Annotated in this window: 32 protein-coding genes; 8 read left to right on the forward strand and 24 right to left on the reverse strand. The window is 37.7% G+C overall.

Translation table 11 applies throughout. The features are described 5' to 3' along the window. Nucleotides 1–73: 73 nt before the first annotated feature. Nucleotides 74–397: a DUF4870 domain-containing protein gene (locus ACY3XC_RS00835; protein ID WP_464866905.1), complete on the reverse strand. Its 324-nt coding sequence runs from the start codon at nt 395–397 to the stop codon at nt 74–76. A 172-nt stretch (nt 398–569) separates the two neighbouring features. Between ACY3XC_RS00835 and ACY3XC_RS00840 the strand changes: the two genes are divergently transcribed. Then, complete coding sequence (locus ACY3XC_RS00840) at nt 570–1,697, forward strand: amidohydrolase (protein ID WP_464867448.1); 1,128 nt, start codon at nt 570–572, stop codon at nt 1,695–1,697. 310 nt (nt 1,698–2,007) lie between these two features. Then, nucleotides 2,008–2,568: a GNAT family N-acetyltransferase gene (locus ACY3XC_RS00845; protein ID WP_179159173.1), complete on the forward strand. Its 561-nt coding sequence runs from the start codon at nt 2,008–2,010 to the stop codon at nt 2,566–2,568. A gap of 56 nt (nt 2,569–2,624) precedes the next feature. Here ACY3XC_RS00845 and ACY3XC_RS00850 read toward each other — a convergent pair whose 3' ends face one another. Beyond that, nucleotides 2,625–2,783: a hypothetical protein gene (locus tag ACY3XC_RS00850; protein WP_464866906.1), complete on the reverse strand. Its 159-nt coding sequence runs from the start codon at nt 2,781–2,783 to the stop codon at nt 2,625–2,627. A gap of 105 nt (nt 2,784–2,888) precedes the next feature. After that, complete coding sequence (locus ACY3XC_RS00855) at nt 2,889–3,686, reverse strand: SDR family oxidoreductase (RefSeq protein ID WP_464866907.1); 798 nt, start codon at nt 3,684–3,686, stop codon at nt 2,889–2,891. Between the two features lie 154 nt (nt 3,687–3,840). Between ACY3XC_RS00855 and ACY3XC_RS00860 the strand changes: the two genes are divergently transcribed. Then, nucleotides 3,841–4,305 (forward strand): Hsp20/alpha crystallin family protein, encoded by a 465-nt coding sequence (locus ACY3XC_RS00860; protein ID WP_464866908.1) that lies wholly within the window; start codon nt 3,841–3,843, stop codon nt 4,303–4,305. Nucleotides 4,306–4,347: 42 nt separating this feature from the next. Here the strand turns inward: ACY3XC_RS00860 and ACY3XC_RS00865 are convergent, their stop codons facing one another. Continuing rightward, entirely contained in the window at nt 4,348–4,806 is a 459-nt protein-coding gene (locus ACY3XC_RS00865) for a FixH family protein (protein WP_464866909.1), read from the reverse strand. Between the two features lie 3 nt (nt 4,807–4,809). Continuing rightward, on the reverse strand, nt 4,810–5,097 hold the full coding sequence (locus ACY3XC_RS00870) for a hypothetical protein (protein ID WP_464866910.1): 288 nt from the start codon (nt 5,095–5,097) through the stop codon (nt 4,810–4,812). Nucleotides 5,098–5,193: 96 nt separating this feature from the next. Here ACY3XC_RS00870 and ACY3XC_RS00875 point away from each other — a divergent pair, with 96 nt between their 5' ends. Next, a complete protein-coding gene (locus tag ACY3XC_RS00875) occupies nt 5,194–5,436 on the forward strand; it encodes a DNA alkylation repair protein (protein ID WP_095250593.1) in 243 nt (80 codons plus the stop codon). 42 nt (nt 5,437–5,478) lie between these two features. On the opposite strand, the gene ACY3XC_RS00880 is transcribed toward ACY3XC_RS00875, so the two are convergent. Together ACY3XC_RS00880 and ACY3XC_RS00885 are read right to left on the reverse strand one after the other, a co-directional pair. Further along, the gene (locus tag ACY3XC_RS00880) at nt 5,479–6,300 is read right to left on the reverse strand and encodes a hypothetical protein (protein ID WP_464866911.1); all 822 of its coding nucleotides are present in this window, start codon (nt 6,298–6,300) and stop codon (nt 5,479–5,481) included. 61 nt (nt 6,301–6,361) lie between these two features. Beyond that, nucleotides 6,362–7,309, reverse strand: coding sequence for a CobW family GTP-binding protein (locus tag ACY3XC_RS00885; RefSeq protein WP_464866912.1), 948 nt, complete (start codon nt 7,307–7,309; stop codon nt 6,362–6,364). 117 nt (nt 7,310–7,426) lie between these two features. On the opposite strand from ACY3XC_RS00885, the gene ACY3XC_RS00890 reads away from it, so the two are divergent. Continuing rightward, complete coding sequence (locus tag ACY3XC_RS00890) at nt 7,427–8,137, forward strand: AlbA family DNA-binding domain-containing protein (RefSeq protein ID WP_464866913.1); 711 nt, start codon at nt 7,427–7,429, stop codon at nt 8,135–8,137. Between the two features lie 37 nt (nt 8,138–8,174). Here ACY3XC_RS00890 and ACY3XC_RS00895 read toward each other — a convergent pair whose 3' ends face one another. The 4 genes from ACY3XC_RS00895 to deoD all read right to left on the reverse strand — a co-directional run bounded on the left by ACY3XC_RS00895 (nt 8,175) and on the right by deoD (nt 12,319). Next, complete coding sequence (locus ACY3XC_RS00895) at nt 8,175–8,972, reverse strand: LCP family protein (protein ID WP_464866914.1); 798 nt, start codon at nt 8,970–8,972, stop codon at nt 8,175–8,177. Nucleotides 8,973–9,082: 110 nt separating this feature from the next. Beyond that, nucleotides 9,083–10,579 (reverse strand): lmo1851 family serine protease, encoded by a 1,497-nt coding sequence (locus ACY3XC_RS00900; RefSeq protein ID WP_464866915.1) that lies wholly within the window; start codon nt 10,577–10,579, stop codon nt 9,083–9,085. A gap of 130 nt (nt 10,580–10,709) precedes the next feature. Continuing rightward, the gene (locus ACY3XC_RS00905; RefSeq protein ID WP_464866916.1) at nt 10,710–11,510 is read right to left on the reverse strand and encodes a M15 family metallopeptidase; all 801 of its coding nucleotides are present in this window, start codon (nt 11,508–11,510) and stop codon (nt 10,710–10,712) included. A 104-nt stretch (nt 11,511–11,614) separates the two neighbouring features. Further along, nucleotides 11,615–12,319 (reverse strand): purine-nucleoside phosphorylase, encoded by a 705-nt coding sequence (gene deoD, locus ACY3XC_RS00910; RefSeq protein WP_464866917.1) that lies wholly within the window; start codon nt 12,317–12,319, stop codon nt 11,615–11,617. Between the two features lie 160 nt (nt 12,320–12,479). Here deoD and ACY3XC_RS00915 point away from each other — a divergent pair, with 160 nt between their 5' ends. Further along, nucleotides 12,480–12,617, forward strand: coding sequence for a hypothetical protein (locus tag ACY3XC_RS00915; RefSeq protein ID WP_095250585.1), 138 nt, complete (start codon nt 12,480–12,482; stop codon nt 12,615–12,617). Nucleotides 12,618–12,660: 43 nt separating this feature from the next. Here the strand turns inward: ACY3XC_RS00915 and ACY3XC_RS00920 are convergent, their stop codons facing one another. The 5 genes from ACY3XC_RS00920 to ACY3XC_RS00940 all read right to left on the reverse strand — a co-directional run bounded on the left by ACY3XC_RS00920 (nt 12,661) and on the right by ACY3XC_RS00940 (nt 15,183). Continuing rightward, nucleotides 12,661–12,969 (reverse strand): YodL domain-containing protein, encoded by a 309-nt coding sequence (locus ACY3XC_RS00920; RefSeq protein WP_179159185.1) that lies wholly within the window; start codon nt 12,967–12,969, stop codon nt 12,661–12,663. 98 nt (nt 12,970–13,067) lie between these two features. Then, complete coding sequence (locus ACY3XC_RS00925; RefSeq protein ID WP_464866918.1) at nt 13,068–13,838, reverse strand: sporulation protein; 771 nt, start codon at nt 13,836–13,838, stop codon at nt 13,068–13,070. Nucleotides 13,839–13,851: 13 nt separating this feature from the next. Then, nucleotides 13,852–14,613 (reverse strand): serine/threonine protein kinase, encoded by a 762-nt coding sequence (locus ACY3XC_RS00930; protein ID WP_464866919.1) that lies wholly within the window; start codon nt 14,611–14,613, stop codon nt 13,852–13,854. A gap of 44 nt (nt 14,614–14,657) precedes the next feature. Then, nucleotides 14,658–14,837, reverse strand: coding sequence for a hypothetical protein (locus ACY3XC_RS00935; protein ID WP_179159188.1), 180 nt, complete (start codon nt 14,835–14,837; stop codon nt 14,658–14,660). A gap of 172 nt (nt 14,838–15,009) precedes the next feature. Beyond that, nucleotides 15,010–15,183 carry a YozD family protein gene (locus ACY3XC_RS00940; RefSeq protein ID WP_081954691.1) on the reverse strand — a complete coding sequence of 58 codons (174 nt, stop codon included), beginning with the start codon at nt 15,181–15,183 and terminating at the stop codon, nt 15,010–15,012. 179 nt (nt 15,184–15,362) lie between these two features. On the opposite strand from ACY3XC_RS00940, the gene ACY3XC_RS00945 reads away from it, so the two are divergent. Further along, entirely contained in the window at nt 15,363–15,530 is a 168-nt protein-coding gene (locus ACY3XC_RS00945; RefSeq protein ID WP_464866920.1) for a hypothetical protein, read from the forward strand. A 3-nt stretch (nt 15,531–15,533) separates the two neighbouring features. On the opposite strand, the gene ACY3XC_RS00950 is transcribed toward ACY3XC_RS00945, so the two are convergent. Both ACY3XC_RS00950 and ACY3XC_RS00955 read right to left on the reverse strand, forming a co-directional pair. Further along, complete coding sequence (locus ACY3XC_RS00950) at nt 15,534–16,244, reverse strand: hypothetical protein (protein ID WP_464866921.1); 711 nt, start codon at nt 16,242–16,244, stop codon at nt 15,534–15,536. A gap of 127 nt (nt 16,245–16,371) precedes the next feature. Beyond that, the gene (locus ACY3XC_RS00955) at nt 16,372–16,593 is read right to left on the reverse strand and encodes a YozE family protein (RefSeq protein WP_283955837.1); all 222 of its coding nucleotides are present in this window, start codon (nt 16,591–16,593) and stop codon (nt 16,372–16,374) included. 116 nt (nt 16,594–16,709) lie between these two features. Between ACY3XC_RS00955 and ACY3XC_RS00960 the strand changes: the two genes are divergently transcribed. Next, on the forward strand, nt 16,710–17,813 hold the full coding sequence (locus ACY3XC_RS00960) for an AI-2E family transporter (protein ID WP_464866922.1): 1,104 nt from the start codon (nt 16,710–16,712) through the stop codon (nt 17,811–17,813). Nucleotides 17,814–17,849: 36 nt separating this feature from the next. Here ACY3XC_RS00960 and ACY3XC_RS00965 read toward each other — a convergent pair whose 3' ends face one another. The 6 genes from ACY3XC_RS00965 to ACY3XC_RS00990 form a co-directional block, all read right to left on the reverse strand. Beyond that, a complete protein-coding gene (locus ACY3XC_RS00965; RefSeq protein WP_179159193.1) occupies nt 17,850–18,131 on the reverse strand; it encodes a YokU family protein in 282 nt (93 codons plus the stop codon). Between the two features lie 10 nt (nt 18,132–18,141). Continuing rightward, on the reverse strand, nt 18,142–19,575 hold the full coding sequence (gene kamA / locus ACY3XC_RS00970) for a lysine 2,3-aminomutase (RefSeq protein ID WP_464866923.1): 1,434 nt from the start codon (nt 19,573–19,575) through the stop codon (nt 18,142–18,144). Between the two features lie 133 nt (nt 19,576–19,708). Beyond that, nucleotides 19,709–21,094, reverse strand: a complete 1,386-nt coding sequence (locus ACY3XC_RS00975) for a sigma-54 interaction domain-containing protein (RefSeq protein ID WP_464866924.1) — start codon at nt 21,092–21,094, stop codon at nt 19,709–19,711. 53 nt (nt 21,095–21,147) lie between these two features. After that, entirely contained in the window at nt 21,148–22,002 is an 855-nt protein-coding gene (gene ablB, locus ACY3XC_RS00980) for a putative beta-lysine N-acetyltransferase (RefSeq protein WP_464866925.1), read from the reverse strand. A 69-nt stretch (nt 22,003–22,071) separates the two neighbouring features. Continuing rightward, the gene (locus tag ACY3XC_RS00985) at nt 22,072–23,493 is read right to left on the reverse strand and encodes an aldehyde dehydrogenase family protein (protein ID WP_464867449.1); all 1,422 of its coding nucleotides are present in this window, start codon (nt 23,491–23,493) and stop codon (nt 22,072–22,074) included. 76 nt (nt 23,494–23,569) lie between these two features. Continuing rightward, complete coding sequence (locus ACY3XC_RS00990; protein ID WP_179159198.1) at nt 23,570–24,838, reverse strand: peptidase; 1,269 nt, start codon at nt 24,836–24,838, stop codon at nt 23,570–23,572. Between the last annotated feature and the right edge of the window lie 26 nt (nt 24,839–24,864).

Genomic DNA, 24,864 nt, shown 5'->3' on the forward strand with positions numbered 1-24,864 from the left:
TATAAAGATATGACGTTTGAACTATAAAAACGTTCAAAACCCAGCAAAAATTATTTTTGCCGGGCTAGTTGGTCTATTTTATTACTCTAAAAACTAATGGGAATCGATATTCATTTCCTTCATAAGCTTTTACTGCAGCGATGATCGTAAATACTAAGGCCATAATCCCCAAAATCCATAATAGGAAAATACCAACCAAAAGGATAACTAAGATACCGCATATTACTGAATAAACCGTGTAAGAAATGAAAAAGTTAAAATATTCTCTTCCATGATAATTGATAAATGATGACTCATCCTTCTTTAGTAACCAGATAACCAGTGGGCCTATAATCGGGAAAAAAAGACTAACAACATAGAGAATAGCCGCAAGCATTCTTTCTTCACTTTTCACCATTTTATGATTCCCCCAAAGGAAATATTTTTTCTATCTTTCCCTAATACTTACGCTGCTTCCAGGAAAAGGTTTCGTAATTTTTTAAAAAATCACTTATTTTCCACTATCACTTCAACAGAACTGTTGATAAAATAGTAAAAATACTATTATGAGTGTGTAGAAAGGTTTAATTATCATGAAAATACTTTTAAAAAATGCAATGGTTTACCCGATCACATCCCAACCGATTCAAAATGGTGATGTCCTAATAGATAATGGGAAAATAATAAAGGTGGGGAATAATCTCGATACCGATTCAACGATCAAAATTATTAACTGTAATAATCATTATCTTTTACCAGGATTCATTGATGTTCATACACATTTAGGTCTATATGATGAAGGAACTGGCTGGGCTGGTAATGACGCAAACGAGACAGCTGAAGCCATGACACCGCATATAAGAGCCATTGATGGTGTCTATCCATTAGATCCCGCCTTTACCGATGCAGTTAAAAGCGGCATCACAACTGCACATGTTATGCCTGGCAGTGCCAATGTCATTGGAGGAACCACATCTGTTATTAAAACAACGGGTAAAAATGTAAAAAAAATGATCGTTCAGGAAATTGCGGGTCTAAAGCTTGCCTTGGGAGAAAATCCGAAAAGAATTCACAGTCAAGGAAATAATGACTCGATTACAAGAATGGGAATCATGGGAATGCTCAGGGAAGCTTTTTTTAAAGCAATCCATACAGATACCCCTGAGGATTTAAGAGTAGCGCCACTCGTTATGGCTTTAAAAAGAGAAATACCTGTCAGAATTCATGCGCATCGTGCTGACGATATTATTACCGCATTACGGCTTGCTGAAGAATTCAACCTAGATTTAAGAATTGAGCATTGTACCGAAGGACATTTAATTGCCAGTGAGTTATCTGGAATCAACTTAAAAGTTTCTGTCGGACCGACCTTAACCAGAAGATCAAAAATTGAACTGAAAAACAAGACTTGGAAAACCTATCAAGAGCTTACTAATAACGGTGTCGAAGTATCGATAACAACCGATCATCCTTATACCCCGATTCAATATTTAAATATATGTGCGGGCATAGCTGTGCGCGAGGGTCTTTCCGAGCAAAAGGCACTTGAAGGAATCACAATTCTACCAGCGAGGAACCTAAAGTTAGACGCTCATTTGGGAAGCATTGATGGGGGAAAAGAAGCTGATTTAGTACTTTGGAGTCACCATCCGTTTCATTATTTAGCAAAACCAAAATGGACGATGATTCACGGTGAAATCGTTTTCTCAGAAGAGTAGAAATTTGTTGAAAATTGCCAGTAAATAATCTCAAAAAAACAGCAAAAAACCTATTTATTTTTTTTATTTTTTCTTGTATGATACTCTAAGTGACACCGAAAAAGGCCTAAAAATCTGGGGGGTAAATCACATTATTTTTCATCAACAAAAAAAATGATATAGGGAAGGCAAATGGTGCGCCACCAGTAATACCTGGTTCTAGTGGGTTCGATTCCCACCCCGAAATTTTTTAGTTTATCTGAATAAAAAATTTCGAGGGTGGGCCGCTTCTTTAGACATGGGATCGGATTGCCCAATGGAGGGAAATTCAATGCTTAAGAAACGAGATCTTCATGACAGCCATGTATTATTTGAACTAATGTCGCATCCAGATGTCTTTCCTTTTGTGCGTCAAAAATGTGATTCTTATGAAGAATTTATATTTATGACCAAACAAACCATAGAAGCAGAAGAGCGCGGTGAATTGATTTCACGGACGATTCTTGATGAATGGGGTAATCCAATCGGAACCATTAATCTATTTGATATTGAAGATAATGCTGGATTTTTAGGCACATGGCTTGGTAAGCCATACCATGGGAAAGGCTACAACAGCCCTGCAAAGGACGCTTTTTTCCAGGAAGTTTTTTATAATATGGGAATAGAAACCATCTTTATGAGGATACGTAAGGTAAATATCAGGTCTATTAAGGCTGCCGAAAAACTCCCTTATGTTGTTAAAGCCAATGAAACTAGAAAATCACTTTATGAGCAGTTGAATGCTGATGGTGATGTGTATGATTTATATGAAATTCCTAAAGACCAATACTCCTTCTATCTCATGAGAAATGGTGCAGTACAAGAAGAACCTTCACATTTGTTAGAAGCATAAGAAGCAACCGGCCTTGGCCGATTGCTTCTTCTTTTTGTACTTATTAAGGATTTTTATTAATCCGTTACATCTTGTTCCATTCCTGAATTAACCTCACTAATACCCATGTGGAGCAAAAGTTCTTCTAGTTCCTCATTCGTTAATGTTTCAAAACGACCATCATGAAAAAATACTTGAGTTTGATTTGGATTAATTCTGTTCATGTTAAAACTCATTTTATTTTGCTCCTTTCATAGATGTGTTACATCTATTATCCACAAAAGGAATACAATTTATGCTATAAAATCGAATAGTTCAAAAATTGTAAAAGGAAAGACTTATTACGTTTCTTTCGTTTGTTGTGGCGATCTTGCTTGATAATAGGCCTTTCCGAGAACGTCCATTCCTCCGGTTACAGGAATAATACACCCAGTAATGAAGTCTGATTTCTCATCAATAAGAAAAGAAATTACTCTTGATATATCCTCCCCTGTTCCTTTTCGCCCAACTGGAACGTTTTCACTTAAGATGGAGTCTTCAATATCTTTCTCCTTCCACTCAGAGATGATATCCCCAGGGCAAACCATATTAGCGGTAATTCCAAAATTCGCTTCCTCAATGGCAATGGTTCTAGTGAGTGACGCAAGTGCTGTCTTTGCTGCACTAAATGCCGATCGATAAACCCAGCCAGGAGCCGTTTCCACTCTATCAAAGCCTATGGTTATAATTCTTCCCCAGTGCTGCTTTCGCATAAACGGAATGATTTCTTTGGATAAATAAAAAACTGCATTTAAATTCCCATTTATTAAATAATTCCATTCATTGTTTGAATACTCCGTCATTTTCTTTCTCTCACGTACATATGGTCCTGCATTATGAATGACAACATCAATCGAGGAAAATTCCGACAAGACTTGTTCAACAATGTGCGTACAATCCAACTGATTTGCTACATCACCTTGAATGCAAATGATCTTATTTCCGAATTTTTTTTCAAGCTCTTGAGATAAAAGTAAAGCTTCTTTTTTACTGTTTCGATAATTAATCGCAAGCCTATAACCTTGTTCTGCAAGCTGCCATGCAGTATTTTTCCCTAGACCAGTAGCTCCTCCGGTAATTAAAGCCGTTTTTTTCTTCAAGAGCCATTACCTCTCATAAATGTTTTTCTTAACTATATGATTGATGCTTGGTTATATATGCAAAATTAATTGGAATTTATAACGTTTAAAACCTCTATTGCATAGTATAGGGTATCAATGCCCAGAGAGAGTTTGCAGAAAAGGTGAGGAAATTATGTTCCCGTGGAATTTATTCCCTTTTAATAAAGACATGAAGAATAAGCTTCAGCATATGAAACCGGATGAAATCGACCAATTTATTAAAGGCATTATGGGGAATGTAATGGCATCTCAATCAGGAGGAACCATAAATCCTCAAGACGTCGTGAATCATTATCAATCCCAACCCAATCAGCAGAGAAATCCATTAAACTCTTCAGCCTTTGAAACACATGATTCTGTATTCGTTAGAATACCAATTAAGGATGAATCACTCCTTAAAGAGCTGCGGATTTATCATACTGCAAATCAGCTGATGGTGGAACATATACCTGAAAGAGATGCTAAACATTCCATCACACTTCCAGCGATGGTAAAAAAGAAGGGATCCTCTGCTAAATACAAAGATGGAATACTTGAAATAAAATTAATAAAATCATATGACATTCAATACTCGCAAATAGATGTTACAGAAATATAGAAAAAAGACAGCAATTCAATTACACTGCTGTCTTTTTACTCTTTAATGCCCTTCCATATCCATTGAATCCTTCGATTCATTTGGGTCCTCTGGTTCACTAGCTGTTCCAATAACAAATTCTTTCTTAGGCATATTGTGCATATCTCTAGCTGTTACGTGTGAAATAATATAGTACGTTCCTTCTTGTGAAAACGACTTTTCTAAACGATAGATTCCGTCTTCTGCATGCTTTACTGTTACCTTTTCATGGTTTTCATCCTTTGCACGCCAAATTTCAAATTTCACCTCGTCTGCGTCTTCAACATTCTCTTCTCCCTGTGTAACCTTTGCTTCAAATACTATCGGTTCATTGGCTTGTCCATGCTCCGGGGTAACAGTCAACTTTACTTCTACAAACTCAGGTAACTCTGTATCCGCTTGATCTTGATCTTCTTTATTACCACATGCACTGACGATCAATAAAGCCAAAAACAATAGACTTAGAATTTTAAATTTTTTCATGGTTTAGCTCTCCTTTATCAATTTCTCCATAATACCATTGTGGACATGGATAAGTGATACTTTAGCTTCATTTGAGATTGTCGACTGTGAGATTCTGCTAATAGCGGAATAGTATTTTTCAAATTTATTCTTCCGAATTCTCGGATGAGAGTTCTCATCTAGCAGTTCTCTTTTAACAGCTTCTATTAAAGTCTCCTCACTGCTTCTATCACTGGCAGCTAGCATACGATTATTCCAAACCTGACGATACTCAGCTAGTAATTCATCAAAATTGATATTTCCTATCGTCAATAACCCCACCTCCATATCCCCTCAATTGCATTGTTACATACTTTCCAATATTATTGCAAAAAATAGATATCAACAACACCGTGAAAGGAGAAATATATGTCTACGCCTTATAAATGTCCAAATTGCAAAACCAATCGTAGTCGTTTTAATATCATTCAACAAGTTTCGCAATCGGTAAAGCTTGACCCGCAATCAGGTGAAGTTATGAAAGAATACAGTCAAAATGAATTAGAGCCATTTCATCTTCCATACAACGGACCTGATTATCGGATCCAATGTGCCTCCTGTGGTCTAATTGAGGACGAAAGAACGTTCATTAAATTTGGAGAACAAGCCTAATAGGAAAAACACCTTTAACTTTTGCTAAAGGTGTTTTTTTATTTATTTTAGGTCATTTTCTTCTAAAAATAATTCAGAGTCTACTTTCCAGGCTTCCATCGTTGAAAACCTGATTAAATGGATTTCACCACGATAGTGCTGCCTTCCTCTATTTTTAATAAACCAATCAATTTCTATTGGAACATCCATGCTTATTTCCCGTGTTAAATCTTCTGCCGGTAAGATCGGCATCCGTGTAATTCTAACATTTTCAATTTTGCCTAATATCGGTTTCCATTTAACCTTCTGTATGGAGATTACCTTTGAAATATAGGCATCCTGCTGCTTTAAGCCAGCAATATACGCCTCAACCGTTTCATATGGAGTTGTTTTGCTTAAATAATCTTCCAGCTTCCCTGCAGCCTTTAAAATCATCAGCTTATGTGACAGGTCCATTGCATTTGTACGATGAGTGGTACTGCCGTAAAAATGGATACAAAAATGTCCTGGAAAGTTATTTATTAAGGCACCCGCGCCGTGCGGCATCCCGTGCATCGACCCGGCAATCCATTGATCTTTATGAATCACAATAATCGAACGCCGTTTCCAGCTCCATTTTCCTCCGTAAATCTTTTTCATGATTTTTGTGTCCTTGGGTGTCAATGGCTGTACGTCAGCATGATGACTGCCCGCACGTCTTTGCACTTTAAACTTCTTTCCTGTTTCGAGATCTAGAACCGTAAACTTTGAATACTTCGGCAAAACATTATTAACTTCTTCCCATGGCAGCATTTCAATTTTGTAACTAATATTGGTTGCGGCATGAATCCCTTGACCACTTAGGAGGAATAGAATAACCATCACAAAAACTGTTTTCTTCTTCATCTAATCCCCCTTTACAATGAAAAAATAACTACATTAAAAGAGTTACCTGAAGAAGAAATGTTCATTCATTTTTATTTTGTTTTTTGAAGTCTCTTTTAAGTTTACCAAGCTTTTCCTCAATCTGTGACCAATCAATATTTTCGCCGATAAACACGAGATTTAAAGGTAAATTCATTTCTTCCTTCATATAGATAGGCATTCCATAAGAATATTGGAAGAGATAGGGTTTTGATATAGAATCAAATTTAATATAGCCTTTGATACGATATATACTCTCAGGTAAACCCTTCAAAAAATCCTCGAAATCAGAATGGTTAATTGGCTCTTGGAATTGATAGACAAACGTACTTAAATTAAGCGCTTTTTTCGAAAAGTCAGCACTGGATTGTTTTGCATTTGATGATAGTGTCAGTTTTCTCAGTTCATCAATAGACACTTTAGAATAATTTGTTAATAAGCAGCGTGCAGGAGAATTGATTCCTTGTATTTCGAAAATAATTTTTGACTGCTCTGATTCCGACAGTTCATCCATTTTATTAACAAGGATAAAATCTGCATGTCTGACCTGCTCGAGCAGTAATTGATGAACCTGTGGACTTAACGTCATTCTGTCACGCCATCTTAATCCATCTACAGTTGTTACAATTCCTTTTATCGTAAAATGATCTGCAAATAAGGGTGAAAGGATGGCATCTAGAACTTCAACCGGGTGTGCAGCACCCGTAGTTTCAATATAAATAACTTCTGGTTTTTCATTCAATAATAAACCTTGCAGCTGTGCTTCAAGCTTGTCCTGAATGGAACAGCAGATACAGCCCCCTAAGAGCTCCTTCAAGGCAACATCTTCGTCCCGAGCGACTTCTGAATCAATTGAAACCTTTCCTAATTCGTTCATCATCACGGCGGTTTTCCGGCCTAATATTCGCTCATCTTCAAGCAATGTTTTCAATAGTGTCGTTTTTCCACTTCCTAAAAATCCGGATAAAATATATACCTCAGTATTATTCATCTTACCTTACCTCTTTTTCATCTGATCTTCCTTTTATTATAGCTGAAATTGGGCTATCAACCAGATAAAAGTGGCTTATAATAGTAGTAAAAGAATATTCAGAAAGGATCTTTCCTCATGATTTATGAGTATGTCTACCCAAAAAGTCTCCTTCACTTTGTTAAGAACCCATCACACGAAACCCTAAAAGACCTTCTCCTTCACAATACGGGTGAAACAGATTTTCTAGATTTTAAAACCAAATGGACAGAGTTTTCTAAGATGGCTAAACACGTGCTTGCAATCGCAAATTCGGGCGGCGGCTGTATTATTGTTGGTGTCAGTCAAAATGATGAGGGTTCAATTTCCTTAACTGGACTAAACGAAGATGATTTTTTAGATAAAGCAGATATAGATAATAAACTGGCAAATTTACTGCCAAAATACTTAAAATATCGGACGGAGGATTTTTATTTTAGCAGTGACCAACAAACCTTAAGCAATAAAAGATTTCAGGTACTCATCATTGAATATGATCCAAAATATGTGCCCTACACCTCAGTTGTTCAGAGGAATGAACTTCGTTATGGTGCCATATATGTTCGACAAGGGACAAAATCTCTCGAAGCAACCAATGACAGGCTCGTGGAAATTATTTTACGCAAGGTACAGTCAGGGGGTTCTGGCGTGAATGAATATACCCTTAAAGAACACCTTGAACAATTAAAGGAATTATTTGAGGAGCTTGCCTCACAAAAAAACAATGAATATAGTCAATTTATTGCAGAAGTGATAGAACATAAAAAAGAAAGAATTCGGCAATTATTAGATATTCTTCCTGAAAATTAATGAGAAAGCGAATGAACTCATTCACTTTCTCACCACTCTAATATAAGCCTTGTTCGTCTTCTAACATTTTATTTACATGTTCAAGCTTGTTATCTTTATTAGCAGCCACTAATTCTATTTGTTCAATTGAACTGACAGGGTTCATCATTACCGTTAATCCCAAATCCATTAACTTTCCTTTTCCTATGTCAGTTTTGACATTTTTTAAGGTCTCATTCAGAATTTGTGGTGCTAAAGTGAGGAAATCCTCAGCAGATATTTCTTTCAATATTTCTTCTTTTAACAACATAAATATTGGAGATAATTCCTTTGCATACCCCGGATTCATTTTTAGCTGCTCCAAGTATTGGACAAAATCCTCTCCCTTTAGTATTTGTCTTTCACCATCTAAATGCCCTTCATTTCCAGTCTTCATTTCTATCCCGTTCGGGGCAATCAAATCAATCAATGTCCCGAAACCAGAAGTATCATAGATAAAACAATAATCAATTTCTACTTGATATTTTTCTGCTGCCTGTTTTTTCAGTTGCTCCAATTCGCCTTCTTTGCCATTAAGTGCAAGCATGATAGACCCGTACTCGATTTTATTATGGTCTTTATCATATTTTAACAACAGCCCTGGTTCTGTTGTTGATGAAGCAGCACCTTTCCTATTTTCGATAATGAGAAAGGTTTCCTGCTTATTCTCACTTTCCGAAGAATCCTTTAACTTTCCTAGGAAAGGAATACTCTTGGCTTCTTCTCCCTCCTTCTCCGTGCTGCTTTGAAAAAATGACTGTAAGGGGCCGAAGCCGCAAAAGGACAGGATAATAACGGCAATGATTAATTTTTTCATATCTAAATTCACCTAATTCCTTTTTTATCCCCATTTTTGGAAAATTAGGCAAAGATTATACTTCCACATGAAAAAAGCCTGAACCAGCAGCAACCGGTTCAGGCTTTTCATTATTTCATTTCCACTTTTAACACTTCAATTGCTTTTTGAAGCTGAGTATCATTTTTTTGAATCTGTTCTCTAAGCTTTTCCATTAATTTAAAGGTAGTATCCCCTTTTAAGATTCCATCAGCAGGCAATTTATTTGCTGTTTGAAAGCTAATAACAGCCTCTTGTGTTTTCTCATCGAAGAATCCGTCTTCACGTCCTGGATCATAACCAATTGCCTTTAACATTTTCTGTGCTGATTCAACTTCAGTTGATGTACTTGAAAGCTTCAGCTCTTTGTCAGGATTAATGATTGGTAATGTTGCGTAGTCAGGGAGCGGCACTTCAATATCAGGCTTAATTCCCTTTTTATGAATCCAATTACCATTCGGCGTGAGCCATTTTGCAGTTGTAAATTTAATGTTTGAGTTGTCAGGGAAGTCCTTGGCCGTTTGAACGGTTCCTTTCCCAAAAGTATTTTCACCTACAAGCTTAACACCAGCAGATTCGCTTACTGCTCCCGCAAGAATTTCAGAGGCGCTGGCACTGCCTTTATCAATTAATACAACTAACGGGAAGTCTGGGTCCCCATCATTTTGTGAAGGGTATTCCTCGGTCTTACCATTCCGGTCTTCCACTTTTAATATTAGTTTTCCTTTAGGAACAAACATACTTGAAATACTAATGGCTTCATCTAATAATCCGCCCGGATTTTGACGCAAATCTAAGACTAACCCTTTCATCCCCTGTTTCTGCAGTTCATTTAGCTTTGCAGCAAGGTCCTTTGAGGTATTGGTAGAAAAACTTGTAATTTGAACTTTGGCAATACCGTCGCCAACCATCTCACCATAAACGGTTTCGATTGGAATATCATCTCGGATAATTGGAACCTTAACCGGAGCATCTGTTCCCGGTCGTTGAATCGTTAATTCTACCTTTGTCCCTTTTTTTCCGCGAATGATGGTTACGGCTTCAGTCGAGGTCATTCCCTGTAGACTTTTTCCGTCGACAGACACAATGATATCATTCGGCCTTAAACCCGCTTTTTCAGCAGGTGAGCCCTTAATAGGTGACACAATCATAATATGTCCGTCTTTCTCTTGAATCTCGGCTCCAATTCCTTGGAATGAAGAACTGATTGAGGAATGGAATTTTTCCGCTTCCTCCACACTCATATAGTCAGTATAAGGATCGTCTAGAGCTTTTACCATACCATCAATAGCCCCATTAATCAGTTTTTTCTGATCAAGCTCCTCAAAATATCCACTCTTCAGCGTATCATAGGCAGTGTAAAGTTTATCAAATTCTGATCTTTCCGTACCAACTGTAATGACCTTTTCATCCCCAAACGATAAGGCAAATGTCGTAATACCGGTAGATAGCAATACAAGGAAAAACAAAATCAATATAAAATGAAATTTCTTAATGTGTACATACCCAGATTTCTTATCTGTTACCTGCTCTTGTTCAAGATTTTCTTGATTAACATTTTGTTCATCCAAAGATTTCACCACTTTCATTGTCCAAAAAATAATATGTAAAACTTGCCCTTAGTGATTAGAATAACATCTTTTATTAAAAAATAACAAAGAAAAGTTATGTATAAAGAAAAAGGGCACATCCATTTGTCAGGCGTGCCGGAAGTGCTATCTAAATTTTCTTAACTTCATTGAAATATTCCTCTAGTGTCCAGTTATGCTCGTACATAGTACTTGCAGCTTTCACACCGACATAACGGAAATGCCACGGCTCATACATGTAATTAGTAATGTCCATTTTCTCTTTCGGATATCTCAAAATAAAGCCAAAGTGATGAGCGTTTTCTTTTAGCCATTTACCTTCAGTGGTATTTGCAAAGGCTGTATTTAAATATAATTTATTCGACTTACTCGAAATATCCATGGCTAATCCCGATTGGTGTTCACTCGCACCTGGAATGGCTACCGCCTGTTCAGCCTTTTCTTTCCCTACCCTATTTACTTCTGCATCATACAACGATTTTTGCCGGCTAAATGAGCGGTATCCCGATACAGCAAAAATTTCGATTCCATTTTCAGCAGCGTTAGTAAACATTTTCTCTAATGCTTCCGCAGCTTCTTTTCTCATTAAACTTTTTTCTATATCCTCATCGCCAAAGGAGAACTGTACTTCTGGTTTGACAAGATCTTCAGGTATATAATCTTCTGGCAAGTAAAACTCCTTGTTAACCAATGCCATGACATTCGTCGAATTTTGGATGACACTTTTGCCATCTACTACTTTAATTTCATTGAAAAAAATTGATTCTAAACTGAGTGGATCATTTATTGGAGATTCATTTTGCTCCGACTCTTGGTTTTTACTAGATTCATTCCCAGTGAAGGGAAGCTTATTTATTAATGAATCGATTTGACTGCAGCCGCTAAAAAGAACGGTCATTGATCCAATTAATACTAGATTTTTCCATACCATTATTCTCACCTATCTATCTTTCTTCATCCTTTATGCACTATATCTATTTTTACCAAAAAGGTCAATTAGAAAACCTCTTTCAAAAATGAAAGAGGTCGTTTTTCCTATTCTTTTGTCGCTGCTTCAAGTGCAACTACAATCATGTCATTAAATGTTAATTGTCTTTCTTCCGCTGTTGTTTCTTCACCTGTTAAAATGTGATCACTAACTGTAAGTACCGACAATGCTCTGCGGTTAAATTTAGCAGCTAACGTGTATAATGCTGTTGTTTCCATCTCAATGGCAAGAATCTGATACTTTGCCCATTTTTCAAGTTCTGCATTGTCATTATAGAAAGAGTCTGCAGTAAAAATATTCCCTACTTTTAGACTAAGTCCTTTTTCTAAACCAGCGTCATATGCCTTTTTAAGTAAATCAAAGTTCGCACAAGGAGCGAAATCTACACCTCCAAAGGTAAGACGATTCATATTAGAGTCGGTTGAACTGGTCATTGCCAAAATAACATCGCGGACTTTTACATCCTTTTGGATAGCTCCGCAAGTGCCGACACGGATTAAATTTTGGACATTGTAGCTGTTCATTAATTCATTTACATAAATGGAGATAGAAGGAACACCCATTCCTGTTCCTTGAACAGAAATTCTCTTCCCTTTATATGTACCTGTATAACCAAACATATTTCTTACTTCATTATAGCATTTGGCATCTTCTAAGAAGGTTTCTGCAATATATTTAGCCCTTAGCGGGTCACCAGGTAATAATACCGTTTCAGCAATTTCATTTTCTTTTGCACCAATATGTACACTCATAATAAAAATCCTCCAATCAATTAAAGTGAAGTTCGTAACTTCACACTAGTCAATATATCACAACACTTTTTAGAATGAAAAACCTTTCACTGAAAACGTCATGAATTTTTCTATTTGTGGGAAGCTATTTTTAGACTATCCAAAGGAGGTTCATAAAATTATGGGAAAAAAGCATAGAGCACAAACAAATCGTCCAAAGAAAAATAATCATATTCCACCTGAGGCCATTGAAGCAGAGCATAATGCTCATGCAAAAGAAAATGAAGCATCAGGCGGTCGAAAAAGTAATGGTCAATAAAAGCAAAAAGAAAACCTAAGGAATTTTCTCCTTAGGTTTTCTTTTATCTTATCTGGATTCGATTAACAGGCTGCCACCCGCCAGGTTTCAATTGATAATAATGCTGGCCACCACGACCTTCATCAATTAGTATAATATCTCCAGTGGAAAGAAATCTTCCCTGATAATTCGATGGTATTCGATCGGTCACATTAAAGAGACTAAACGTTTCTTCCAAACAATTTTCATGGCTGCCTGCATGAATGAATGTACGATATACTTGTTTGTACCCTTTGTATTCTCTGTACTTTGGAGTTTGAAAGATTGTCACATCATATTGAATACTTGCTCTTCTGGTTATCGCCTTGATCATCTTATCCCCTCCAACTATTAAAGTAATTCTTATTACTTAATAATTAGAGATGGATATAGGAGAATCCTCCAGAGAAACCTGTCTTTTTTTGTCGATTATTAAGAAAATCTTTGAATAACGCTTTGAATTTGCTGTTGAAGGTTTGGAATATCGGCGGATGTTACCGTTAATCTTACATTACTTTCATCCAAACCTGCTGCTTCAGCAAATAATCCACCCAATCCGCGTGCTCGACGGTCAACCTGTAAAAGTAACTCTATTACACCATTACCAGATGGTCTGAGTACTACTTCCAGCTCATCTAATCTTCCACGGAACGGTCCAGAGGTTGGTACATATTCAAATTCTTGAACAAATGGCAAGCGGCCGCGAACTTTGTAGGATGCTTCTTCACAATCTGCTTCACGCAAACGGAATCCAAGGCTGTCGACTGCATTAAAGATGGCATTCATTAATTGATCAGGAACAACTTGAATATAGTCTTTATCACCTGGATCCACGGCGTTTTTAATATCTAAACCAGTTGTTACCCAAATCTTGGACCTGCCGATAGACAGCGGTGTATCTAGTGGAAGCTGGAAGGAAAAAGGAATTTCTTTTCGTTCATTTTTTCCAATTGTAAATGGGCTGGTAACTCGGAAACGATCAATTGTAGCTGTAACATTATACTTTTTATCATCTGATTCTTTTAAATAGGTAGTATTTAATGATAAATAGATATCATCTACTTGCTGGTCTACCTTTCCACCTCTGATTTCTACGATACCATTAACCGTCTCTCCCGGCTTATACGCATCCCTCTCGAGTTTTGTGTCAACCGTTGCTGAACCAATTCCTACACTAGCAAATACTTTGTCAAAAAAAGACATTCTTATTTCCTCCCTATACTAAAATTAAATTTTGGATATCTGACTTTACTTGTGCGCAGCACTCATAACAGTCTTTTATTTGTAAAAGTCTGCTGATGATGTGCTTTGCATGATATGAAATCTCCAATTCCTCTTCCCAGCTGCTTTCCTTCAATTGTTTTGGAAAAGAAAAGTTGGAGTAACGTAAAAACAACAAAAAATGACCTAGGCCATAAAAGTCTGCCTGGGGATTTACCTCTTTTCGCAAATGCCGTATTCCCTTTTTACCGGCTGCAGTCTCATGATTATATTTCCTTGCCAGCCCTAAATCTATAAGCACGATCTCAGAACCCTTCGCAATTACATTTGGGATTCGAATATCTCTATGAATTAGCTGCTGTTCATGTAAAAAATTTATGTGCTCTAGTAATTGATAAGCAATTCTAAAAACTTCTATTTCTGAATATTTTTGACCATCCTGAAAAATTAGCTGTTCGAAATTCTTACCTTCTATATACTCCATTGTAAAAAATGGTATATTTTTGTAATTTCCATCTTCGAAAAAACGAGGAAACCCAGTGTGATTTAAGGATCGAAGCAGGTCTTTTTCAAGCTCAAAATCCCTTTTTCCTGACTTCGTGATTCTTTTATGGATGCGTAATGCTTTTAATACTTTCTTTTGCTGCGAGACTTGATCAAATACTAAGTAACTATTTCCATAGCTTCCAACGCCTAAATGGTTGATAATCTCGTATCTTTCTGCAATCGTTTCATTTTGCTGAAATCTACTTTCCATTATGTTAGCAGCAAATAAAGTCATTCTTTTAAACATATAAGTAATTAACTGCTAAAGAAGCTTGAAAAGAAACTGCCGCTTTTATGCTTCTTCTTATAGTGCTTATGTCCTAGGTGCTTATGTTTGTGGTGGTTCATTTTCTTCCAAGCATTACTTGAATGTGAATATTTTTTTTGATGATGAAGTTTACTTCCAAGAATTGATTTTAAAATCTTTTTAAGCATCCATCATTCCTCCTCATCTTCGCTATTCTTAATACGGTAAAGAAATAGTAAAGTTTCACCAATTAATGAAAAATAGCAAAAAAAATATCACAAACAAAAAGCGAGCAGATTCAAATGCTCGTCTTTCGCTGCTTCTTATTAAAAAGATGAATAGCGTATCGTGATATTTTACCTATTCATCTTCTACTTCTTCGTCGATAATACTTTTCTCGATGAGATACTCGAAGGTGATATCAGCGATTTCTTCCAATTCTTCTTCCGTAGGAACGTATCCTCTTTTCACCAGCTCATGAAAGAAAAATTCAGCAATCTCTTCCGTATCAATAAATACTTCAATTTCTCTCATAGCATCGCCCCCTTTTTACGAATGTATGATGAATTCTGCACATTCATGCTATTTACTTCTAGAAGAATCGGTAAATATTCTGCAGCTTAAACATAGAGTGCAAAATAACAGATTAAATATGTCTTTTTTTCTTTGGACAAGCATAGGATGAATAAAAAAAACGATTATGAGGTGATTGTATGTCATATTTACAAGCGAAATTTGAAGCTATTCTTGATGATGTGAATCAGGAGGATGGATTAATCATCACTGCCTTTGAAAAGATTTTAGATTGCCTATTTTTTCTAATTAAATGGGGTGGGATTCCTTTAGTCATTTACTTATTAGCAGCAATTTCCAGGTGGTAGAAGCTAGACATGGCTTTTACCATCATCATTTACGATACTCTTTAATTTCCTTAAAATGACACGCATAACTTGATAATACTCCTGGTCGTGGAACATTGTATATAAAATTTTGTAATCATTAAAAATATCTAATAAATTATCGATTAACAGCTTCTTTTCCTTTTTTCGTTCAATTTCTTCAAGTTCTGCTTTTCTCACAATATTTTTTTGTGTTTTTGAAATTGCGACCTGCTGCTTCTCTTCGTTATTTACTAAATAAAGGAGTCCTAGTTTTTGAATAAACGTGTCCGCACTCTCAGCGTCTGCAACGAGTGTCATTTCCTCTTCACCGGCTTCCAGCCATTCCCCATCACTAATTCTTGAAAGTTCGTAGATAACATCTTCCCATGCATCTTCTTTATAGCGCCAAATTTCAGTTCGAAATCCGACAATCTTAAACAAATCTGCGCCATATCCTGCGACTTGAACTAAATCTCCGAAAAAGAATTTATATTCAATATCTATTTGTTCTTGTTCCACCAAATCTCCTTCATATTCTGATAGGAGCTGCAGTCCTGATTCAACAAAAAGACCATCACTTTTATTCACTTCGTACACATAATTCCCGTCGATCAACTTGACATCAGTTATTTTGCCAACAGTACCATACATCGTTATCACGACCGTATCACCGACCTTATACTTCGGTATATTCCTTCTTTTCATATCCTCCATCCTCTCAATGATGAGTCGTGAATTTTGATTACAATAGTATATGCACCAATGGATGTACCCGCGCACAATGGGGAAAAAGAAAAATCGCCTCTTTTTATAGAGACGATTTAAAGGGATTTACATAAATTTAATTACTTTCCGAAAGCACATAAAGTTCCCAGGCTTCATCAAATATAGTCATGGACTCTAAATAATGACCATTAAATTCCAGGTAAGAACTGAGCTCATGATAGTCTTCCGATGTTTTTGGGAAGCTATGGTCTAAAAAAGCCTCATTCGCAAAAACACTGATGGCATCCTTTGGTTCTGGGTGCCGGTATTTCATTAAAAAGTGATAAAAGGATTTAATCATACATAGCGCCTTTCTTTCTATCCTACGACAAAAATGGATTTAACTTAAAGATACAATAACAGATAAAGATTTGATATAATTTTACCAAATATATAGAAACAGAGGTACATACATTGGCAAAGAAAAAATTTCAATACTGGTTAATTCAGGTCTTGTTAATTTTAACCATCATTTGGGTTTCAACAAAGATATCCTTCTTATTTGAACCAATCGGAATCTTTTTTTCAACCATCTTTTTCCCCATTCTGATTACAGGTTTTCTTTACTTTTTACTTAACCCAGTTGTTAATTTTCTACAGCGCCATAAAGTGCCTAGATTATTAGCCATCATTATCATTTATGTTGTATTTATACTCATTTGTGTACTTGCAATTGGAAATTTAATTCCTGCCATTACAAAACAATTTACGGCTCTTGCGAACGAACTTCCAGTATATGCAGACAAAACCATGCAGTTTTTTGACAATGTCATGAAATCATCTGAATTTAAATGGATAATGGACGAGCAAAAGGATCTTCTTGAAACTGTCCAGGAACGGCTCATCGAATTTGCAAATACTCTGCCTAACACGATTACAGGAAGCATAACGAATATACTTGGTGTGATAACCAATATAGCTATCATTCTAGTCACGGTTCCTTTTTTATTATTTTACATGTTTAAAGATGGACACAAGTTTCCTTCAGCAATCTCAAAATTCCTTCCCAACCCATACAGGGAGGAAGGCTTATCCATTCTTAAAGAAACAGGCGATACACTCTCTGCTTATATCCAGGGCCAAGTTACTGTAGCATTGGCTGTAGGCACGCTGGCGTTTATCGGTTACCTGATTATTGATTTACCCTTTGCACTTGTCATGGCCTTAATCGTAGCATTTACTAACATTATTCCTTATATCGGTCCAATTCTTGGAGGAGCACCTGCGGTAATCGTAGCTTTATTCGATTCTCCTACGAAAGCATTGTTAGTCATAGTAGTTATTCTCATCGCGCAACAGGTGGAAGGGAATGTATTATCGCCGCTCATTCTTGGAAAAAGCTTGGACACCCATCCAGCAACCATCATCATTATATTACTAGCTGCCGGAAATCTGGCTGGTGTCCTAGGGATGGTTCTGGCAATCCCATTCTATGCAGTCATGAAAACCATTGTCTTAAACCTGGTTAAGTTTTTACGAGCGAGAAAAAACGCAGCAAAACCTATACAAACTGAATAATGAAAGAACCCCTATCGTCTGATAGGGGTTCTTGTTTTAGGAAGAAAAATCAAAATAATTTCTCTTCAAAAGCCTCGGAAGGGACATTAACTCTTTATAGCTGATACTATCTCCAATTTTCTTTGTATCAATCAGGAATAATTGATCTTCAATTTCCTTTGTTATTACATCTGTTTGATAGACCATGTTACAATCATCGCAAACCACTGCCGGAGTTTCTATAATTTGAATGGCTCTTGTGCCGTCAGGAAGCTCCCAATACACGATATTCTCACCATTTTTAGCAGCACTCCCGCACCATTCACAGACTAATCCCATATTCATCCCTCTATTCATTCGATGCAGAGTTCGCATCAGAATCATTTTTTTCAGCTGGTGCTGGTTTGTTTTGAAGTGCCTGGAATTTCTTTTCCTTCAACTCATCACGCTTGACTCGTTTATCCTTCAATGTGGTATGGGTAGGATTTTGATTGTATTCTTTTCGACGATTTAATCTCTGTAAGCCCTCTGGAACAAGGTTGAAATGCTGGTCATTCATAATTCCTGCAATTCCAACATTAGAGCGTTTTTCCTCCATGTCCGGATAAATCTCTTTAAAATAACCCTCAGCAGTTCCAGGCTGATAATCTTCTGGTTCTGGATAGGACGTAATTACTCCTTCAAAATTCCTGAGGACAACTTTTTCTGGACTTTGTGAGATTAAATAATTCGGCTGAAGTGAAATTTTCCCGCCGCCGCCAGGACCGTCGAGCACAAAAGTTGGCACTGCATAGCCGCTCGTATGTCCACGGAGTCCTTCTATTATTTCAAGTCCTTTTGAAACAGGTGCCCGGAAATGACCAATTCCTTCGGATAAATCACATTGATAGATATAATATGGCCGAACACGGATTTTCACAAGATCATGCATAAGCTTTTTCATAATCGGCACACTGTCGTTAATACCGGCGAGGATGACCGATTGGTTCCCAACTGGGACACCAGAATTAGCAAGCATCTCACAAGCCTTTTTAGATTCTTCGGTAATTTCGATGGATGTATTAAAATGAGTATTCAACCAAATGGGATGGTATTTTTTTAAGATGTTACAAAGGTTTTCGGTAATCCTTTGCGGGAATACTACTGGAGCCCTTGTTCCAATCCGAATAATTTCCACATGGTCAATTTCACGAAGATTTTTCAAAATATATTCAAGGATATTATCATTTATGAGCAGCCCATCACCGCCAGAAATTAACACATCCCTTACTTGTGGCGTTTGCCGGATATAATGAATCGCTGCATCTAGCTGCTTCTTTGGTACGCCCATTCCAATTTGTCCTGAGAATCTTCTTCGCGTACAGTAGCGGCAGTACATCGAACATTGATTGGTGACAAGAAATAGAACGCGATCTGGATAACGGTGTGTCAAACCTGGTACGGGTGAATCTTCATCCTCATAAAGTGGATCTTCAAGGTCATATTTTGTTTTATGAATTTCTTTAGAAATTGGAACGGACTGCATCCGAATCGGGCAGCGTGGGTCATCAGGGTTCATTAGCGAAGCATAATAGGGTGTAATATTTAAGGGAATCGTTTTGGTTGAGATTCTTACTCCTTCTTCTTCATCTGGAGTTAAGTTGATCACCTTTTTTAAATCTTCCAATGTACGAATGGTATTTGTTAGCTGCCATAGCCAATCATTCCATTGCTCATCACTCACATCTTTCCAAAGCTCTATATCTTTCCAATGCCTATCCGGCTTATATAATGTCTGTTTCATTTAAAATTCCTCCTTACCTTGCTTTACTTAAATATTATGCAAGTATTATGCCAATGCGCTTAGTCCGGGTAAGGATTCTACATCTTAACCTTTTATTATAAAATGCAAAAAAAAAACGCCGATTTTTCGGCGTTTATTCTCTAATCTTTTTGAGTTTGTATTGGAGGGTTTGTCTTGGTATTTCTAATAGCTTGGCCGCTTGATTGATGTTGCCGTCTGACATATTCAGTGCTGAATCTATTAGTTGTCTTTCCATTTCTTCGACATTTTTTCTTAGAGAGAGGCTGTTCTCTACATTTTCTTTTACTACTGCATGCTGTTTCATCATTATTGGCAGGTCTGCCATTTGAAGGACTTCCTCCTCGCACACGTTCATCATGTACTCAATCGTATGCTTTAGCTCTCTTACGTTTCCTGGCCAAAGGTGACTCATAAAGAAGCTCTCCAATTTCTTCTCTACTCCATTAATCCTTTTATTCAATTTCTTATTAAAAAACTGAATAAAATAATCTGTTAAATACAGGATATCCTCTTTTCGTTCCCGAATTGGCAGCAGCGAAAAGGTAAAAACATTTAAACGGTAGTAAAGGTCAGAGCGGAGCTTTTGGTTTTCAAGAGCCGTATTGGGATGGACATTCATCGCAGCAATCACACGAACATCAACTGAAATGTTTTGCGCACTGCCCACTCTTCGTACCATCCCATCCTCTAATACTCTTAACAGCTTAGCCTGCAGCTCAATCGGCATGGTATGAAGTTCATCGAGAAATAGTGTACCGCCGTCTGCCAGCTCAAAAAGCCCTTTTCTCTCAACCGCCCCAGTATAGCTTCCTTTTGCCGTACCAAAAAGAATACTTTCAAGCAGCGTTTCTGGGATGGCGGCACAGTTTTGAGCAATAAAAGGACCATCATCACGGAGAGAAGCATGATGAATCCCTTGAACAAATAGCTCCTTCCCTGTCCCGCTTTCTCCATATACAAGAATAGGAGAATCGGATTTTGCCAATTTTCCAGCTTCATCCTTTAGGCTCTGGAATATCGGATTAACAGTCTTTAGATCATCTAACGTATACTTGACGTTTTTCGTTGTTTTTTTCTTTTTGTTTTTATTCACACTCTTTTGTAAATCTAATAGACTTTCTGATAATTGTTTCATCCGAGTAAAATTCTTTGCAATCTCAACACCACCAATAATTTGCTTATCAACAAAAATAGGAAGTGTAGTATTAATGGTATCAATTCTCACTCCATGGATGTTTACATAAACCTGTGTCTGATTATAGATGGGTTTGCCCGTTTTAATCACCCTGAGCAGGGTACTTGAATTCTCGGTTAAGGAAGGAAAGACATCCAGCAGGTCTTTACCCTGAACTTCCTTCACATTCATGCCATCATGTCTTGCCGCAACCTCATTATAAAAAATGGTTTTACCTTCTGTATTAACCACATGGATTCCTTCATCGATGGTTTTCAGGATGGCTGAAAGAACTTCCTGCGTTAAAGCAGTTAATTGAACCATTGGTTCACCCCCTTTTAAAAGGTGCCGAAAATTCGTCACCTAAAGCCGAAATATTAGCAGTTTGCCAGATTCTTTACCCACAGATTCATATTCTCAAGCTTGTCGTAAATATAGCAGTTATTCATTAATCGGCCGCGATACTTATAATCAAGCTGAAACAAAACAGCATTCATTCCAAAGGATAAACTCCTAGCAATCGAATAGGCACAGAATATTCCCTGCCTTTTCAGTTCACCTTCTATCTCACGGAGGATAATTTTCATTAACCCATATTTCCGATGCTCCGTTAAGGTCGCACAATCGGTTAATTCTGCATTTTTATAAAATGAATTCACTTCAGCTGATGCAGCACTGACAATTTTACCCTGATAAAAGAAAATGTAATAGATGGTCCCTTCCTCCATCGTCTTTTTCACATATTCAGGGTCATGTAAGGGTGTAGGGTAAATTGGAAACACCTGGCGATATAATCCTGACAGCTCTTCAGCACAAGTTTCATCTGCTTTTTTTAATTCATACTCCTTTGGCGGATAGGGCTTATCAATGGTGGTGTCCAATTGATAAATACTGTGAATCATTCCGTCCTCGGTAATCCAATGGTCATTCTTCTTTCGCTCCACAGTATAAAACTTTGAAAAAAAGTGAGCATCAGATCCGATAAAATAGCGGTCCACCACCGCTTCCGGCTGTAAGCCTTTTTCATATAAGTGTAAAAAATCCTCGGACCGTGCTTTTAGAATTAACTTTTCTGCTTGATGGTGACGGGCAAGCTGCTCTGCCTTTTCTAATACCAAATTCGTATTACCGCGGTAATCGTCAATCCGAATTCTTTTATTAAAAGGATCCAGGTAAACTTCTAGAAAAAAATTACTTTCTTCAATTTGGATAGTGGAGGCACTTTGATTCATCTTTTAGACTCCTTCCCAATTTAGTAAGTGAAAAAAATGTCTGACTGGAAATCAGCCAGACATTTTCTTCTACTCTGTTTTAAAGCTGATTAGCTTTAATTCTGTCATTTCTTCAACCGCATATTTAATGCCTTCCCGGCCCATTCCGCTCATTTTCACCCCGCCATATGGCATTTGGTCCACACGGAAGGTTGGAATCTCGTTAATCATAACACCGCCAACATGTAGTTTTTTGGCAGCTTGAAGGGCTTTATGGATATCATTCGTAAAGATTCCTGCTTGCAACCCATATTTAGAGTCGTTTACTAGATTGATTGCATCATCAAAATGACGGAAGCTATTAATATGCACGACGGGTGCAAATACCTCTTCACAACTCACCTTTTCGCTTGAGGCGACATTTACTAAAACGGTAGGCTGGAAAATCCCTTCTTCGGAGTTTCCGCCAGCCTTTAAATCCGCTCCATTCTTAATCGCTTCTTCTACCCAATCCTTCGTTCGCTGTACGTCACCACGTGTAATCATCGCTGAAATATCAATATCTTCCTCGAGGGGATTACCTGCTTTTAACTTATGGGTTTCACTAACAAATTTCTCCACAAAAGCTTCAAAAACCTTTTCATGGACATAAATTCTCTGAATGGAAATACAAACCTGCCCCTGATAGGCAAAGGCCCCATTCACAATTCTAGGGATGACATTCGCTATTTGAACACCTTCGTCAACTATTAATGCTGAATTTGAGCCTAATTCTAAGGTTACCCGCTTTAATCCAGAGTTTTCTCGAATATACCGGCCTACCTCAGGACTGCCTGTAAAGGTAATCATTTTGATACGGTCGTCTTTCATTAGTATATCTCCGATTTTACTGCCACTGCCCGTGATTACATTCAATGCACCTGCCGGTAAGCCTGCAGCGTGAAAGTAATCAGCTATCTTATATGCAGATAAAGGAGTTTGACTCGCTGGTTTTAAAACAACACTATTTCCAGCTGCAATGGCCGGACCCACTTTATGGGCAACTAAATTCATTGGGAAATTGAATGGTGTAATCGCTGCAATGACGCCTATTGGTTCCCGAATTGTGAAGGCAAGTCTGCCCTGACCTCCAGGTGCTGCGTCCATCGGGACCGTTTCGCCATGAATTCTTCTCGCTTCATGTGCCGCAAAGGTATAGGTCATAATCGTCCGTTCCACCTCTGACTTCGCTGCCTTTAGCGGTTTTGCAGCCTCCAAAGCTATTAATCTCGCACATTCCTCTCGGTCATCCTTTAGATATTGTGCTACTTTCTCAAGGATTTCTGCCCGTTCAAATGCAGGCATTTCAGCCATTATTTCTTTAGCATCTTCTGCAGCCTTAATTGCTGACAGCACCTCCCCCTGATTGGCAATACCAATATGAGCAAGAATTTCCAAGTTAAATGGATTCTTCAACTCCATATAGGAAGAAGCACTTCGATATTCCCCGCCTATCCACAAATTCTTCTTCATCATTGTCCCTCCAAATGCTAAAAAATTCTTAATAATATTGTACCAAACTTTGCTAATTCTGTTTTAGGAGGGATGTCTAATCACTGATTTCACACCACTTTAATAGAGTTAGAGCAATAATCTTACTTGCTGCAAACAGATCTTCCAACTGGATATGTTCATTCGCGTCATGTGCCGTTGCTGTTATCCCCGGCCCGAAAACAACTACAGGAGTATTTCCAACATTTGATAGAATTCCACCATCCGTCCCCCAAGGACTTGCTTCAATAACCGGTTGTTCTCCCTTGATTTCCACAAAGCTCTCAGAAAGTGTCTTCATTAATGGATGATCGACTTCAAGGTTACCTGGAAGCCATCTCCCCCCAAACCATTCAATCTCAAGGGGATTCTTTTGGAACCACTCGTCTTGTTCATTGAGTTCATTTAACACCGCAGCCATTTCCCCTTGTGCCGCTGATATCGTTTCTTCAGGGGATACGCCCATTCTCCCTTCAATTACAGCTAAATCAGGAACAGATGACGGCCATTCACCACTATTTATTTTTCCAATATTAATCGGGATTGGAATCGGAATTTTGTTAAATAGCGGATCTGTGATTTTAATATTTCGATTTTTTTCTAATTGCTGCAGTTTCCGGATGACCAATACTGCCTTTTCGATGGCGCTTACTCCTTCATATCTCGTTCCGCCATGTGCGGCCCTGCCCTTCACGGTCACTCTAAACCACATGGAGCCTTGCTGCTTCGGAAAAATTTTCATACCTGTTGGTTCCGGGATAATAGCACCGTCAGCACGATATCCTCTTAGAACCGCAGCCAGTGTACCGGCACCGCCGCTTTCTTCTTCTATTACACTTTGAAAAATAACATCCCCTTTAAGCTTAATTCCGGTGGAAATGATTGCCTCAATCGCCATAATCAAAGCAGCAGTTCCGCCCTTCATATCCGTACTTCCGCGTCCATAAAGCTTCCCACATTCAATATGCCCGCTAAACGGGTCATGCTCCCAGTTCTTCTCATCCCCAACCGGAACCACATCGATATGTCCATTAAGAATGATAGACTTTCCGCCGCCAGTTCCTTTTAACACTGCGACTACATTTGGATTTCCTTCAAAGCTTTCCCGATCACAGCAGAACGACTCATGCTGGATGAGCTCATTTCTATCAATTTCCCAAATATCGAGATTCAATCCTAACTGCCGGCATTTTTCAATAATGACAGCCTGAGCACTACTTTCGTTTCCCCTTGTACTATTTTCTTGGACAAGTATTTGTAAGAACCTCGTCCCTCTGGCACGATTGTCCTTCAGCCATTGTTTGATGGATTCTTCATAATTGGTCAACACGTTCACTCCTTCTTTTTAAGGAT

The sequence above is a fragment of the Bacillus sp. CZDM1 genome, assembly GCF_055502545.1.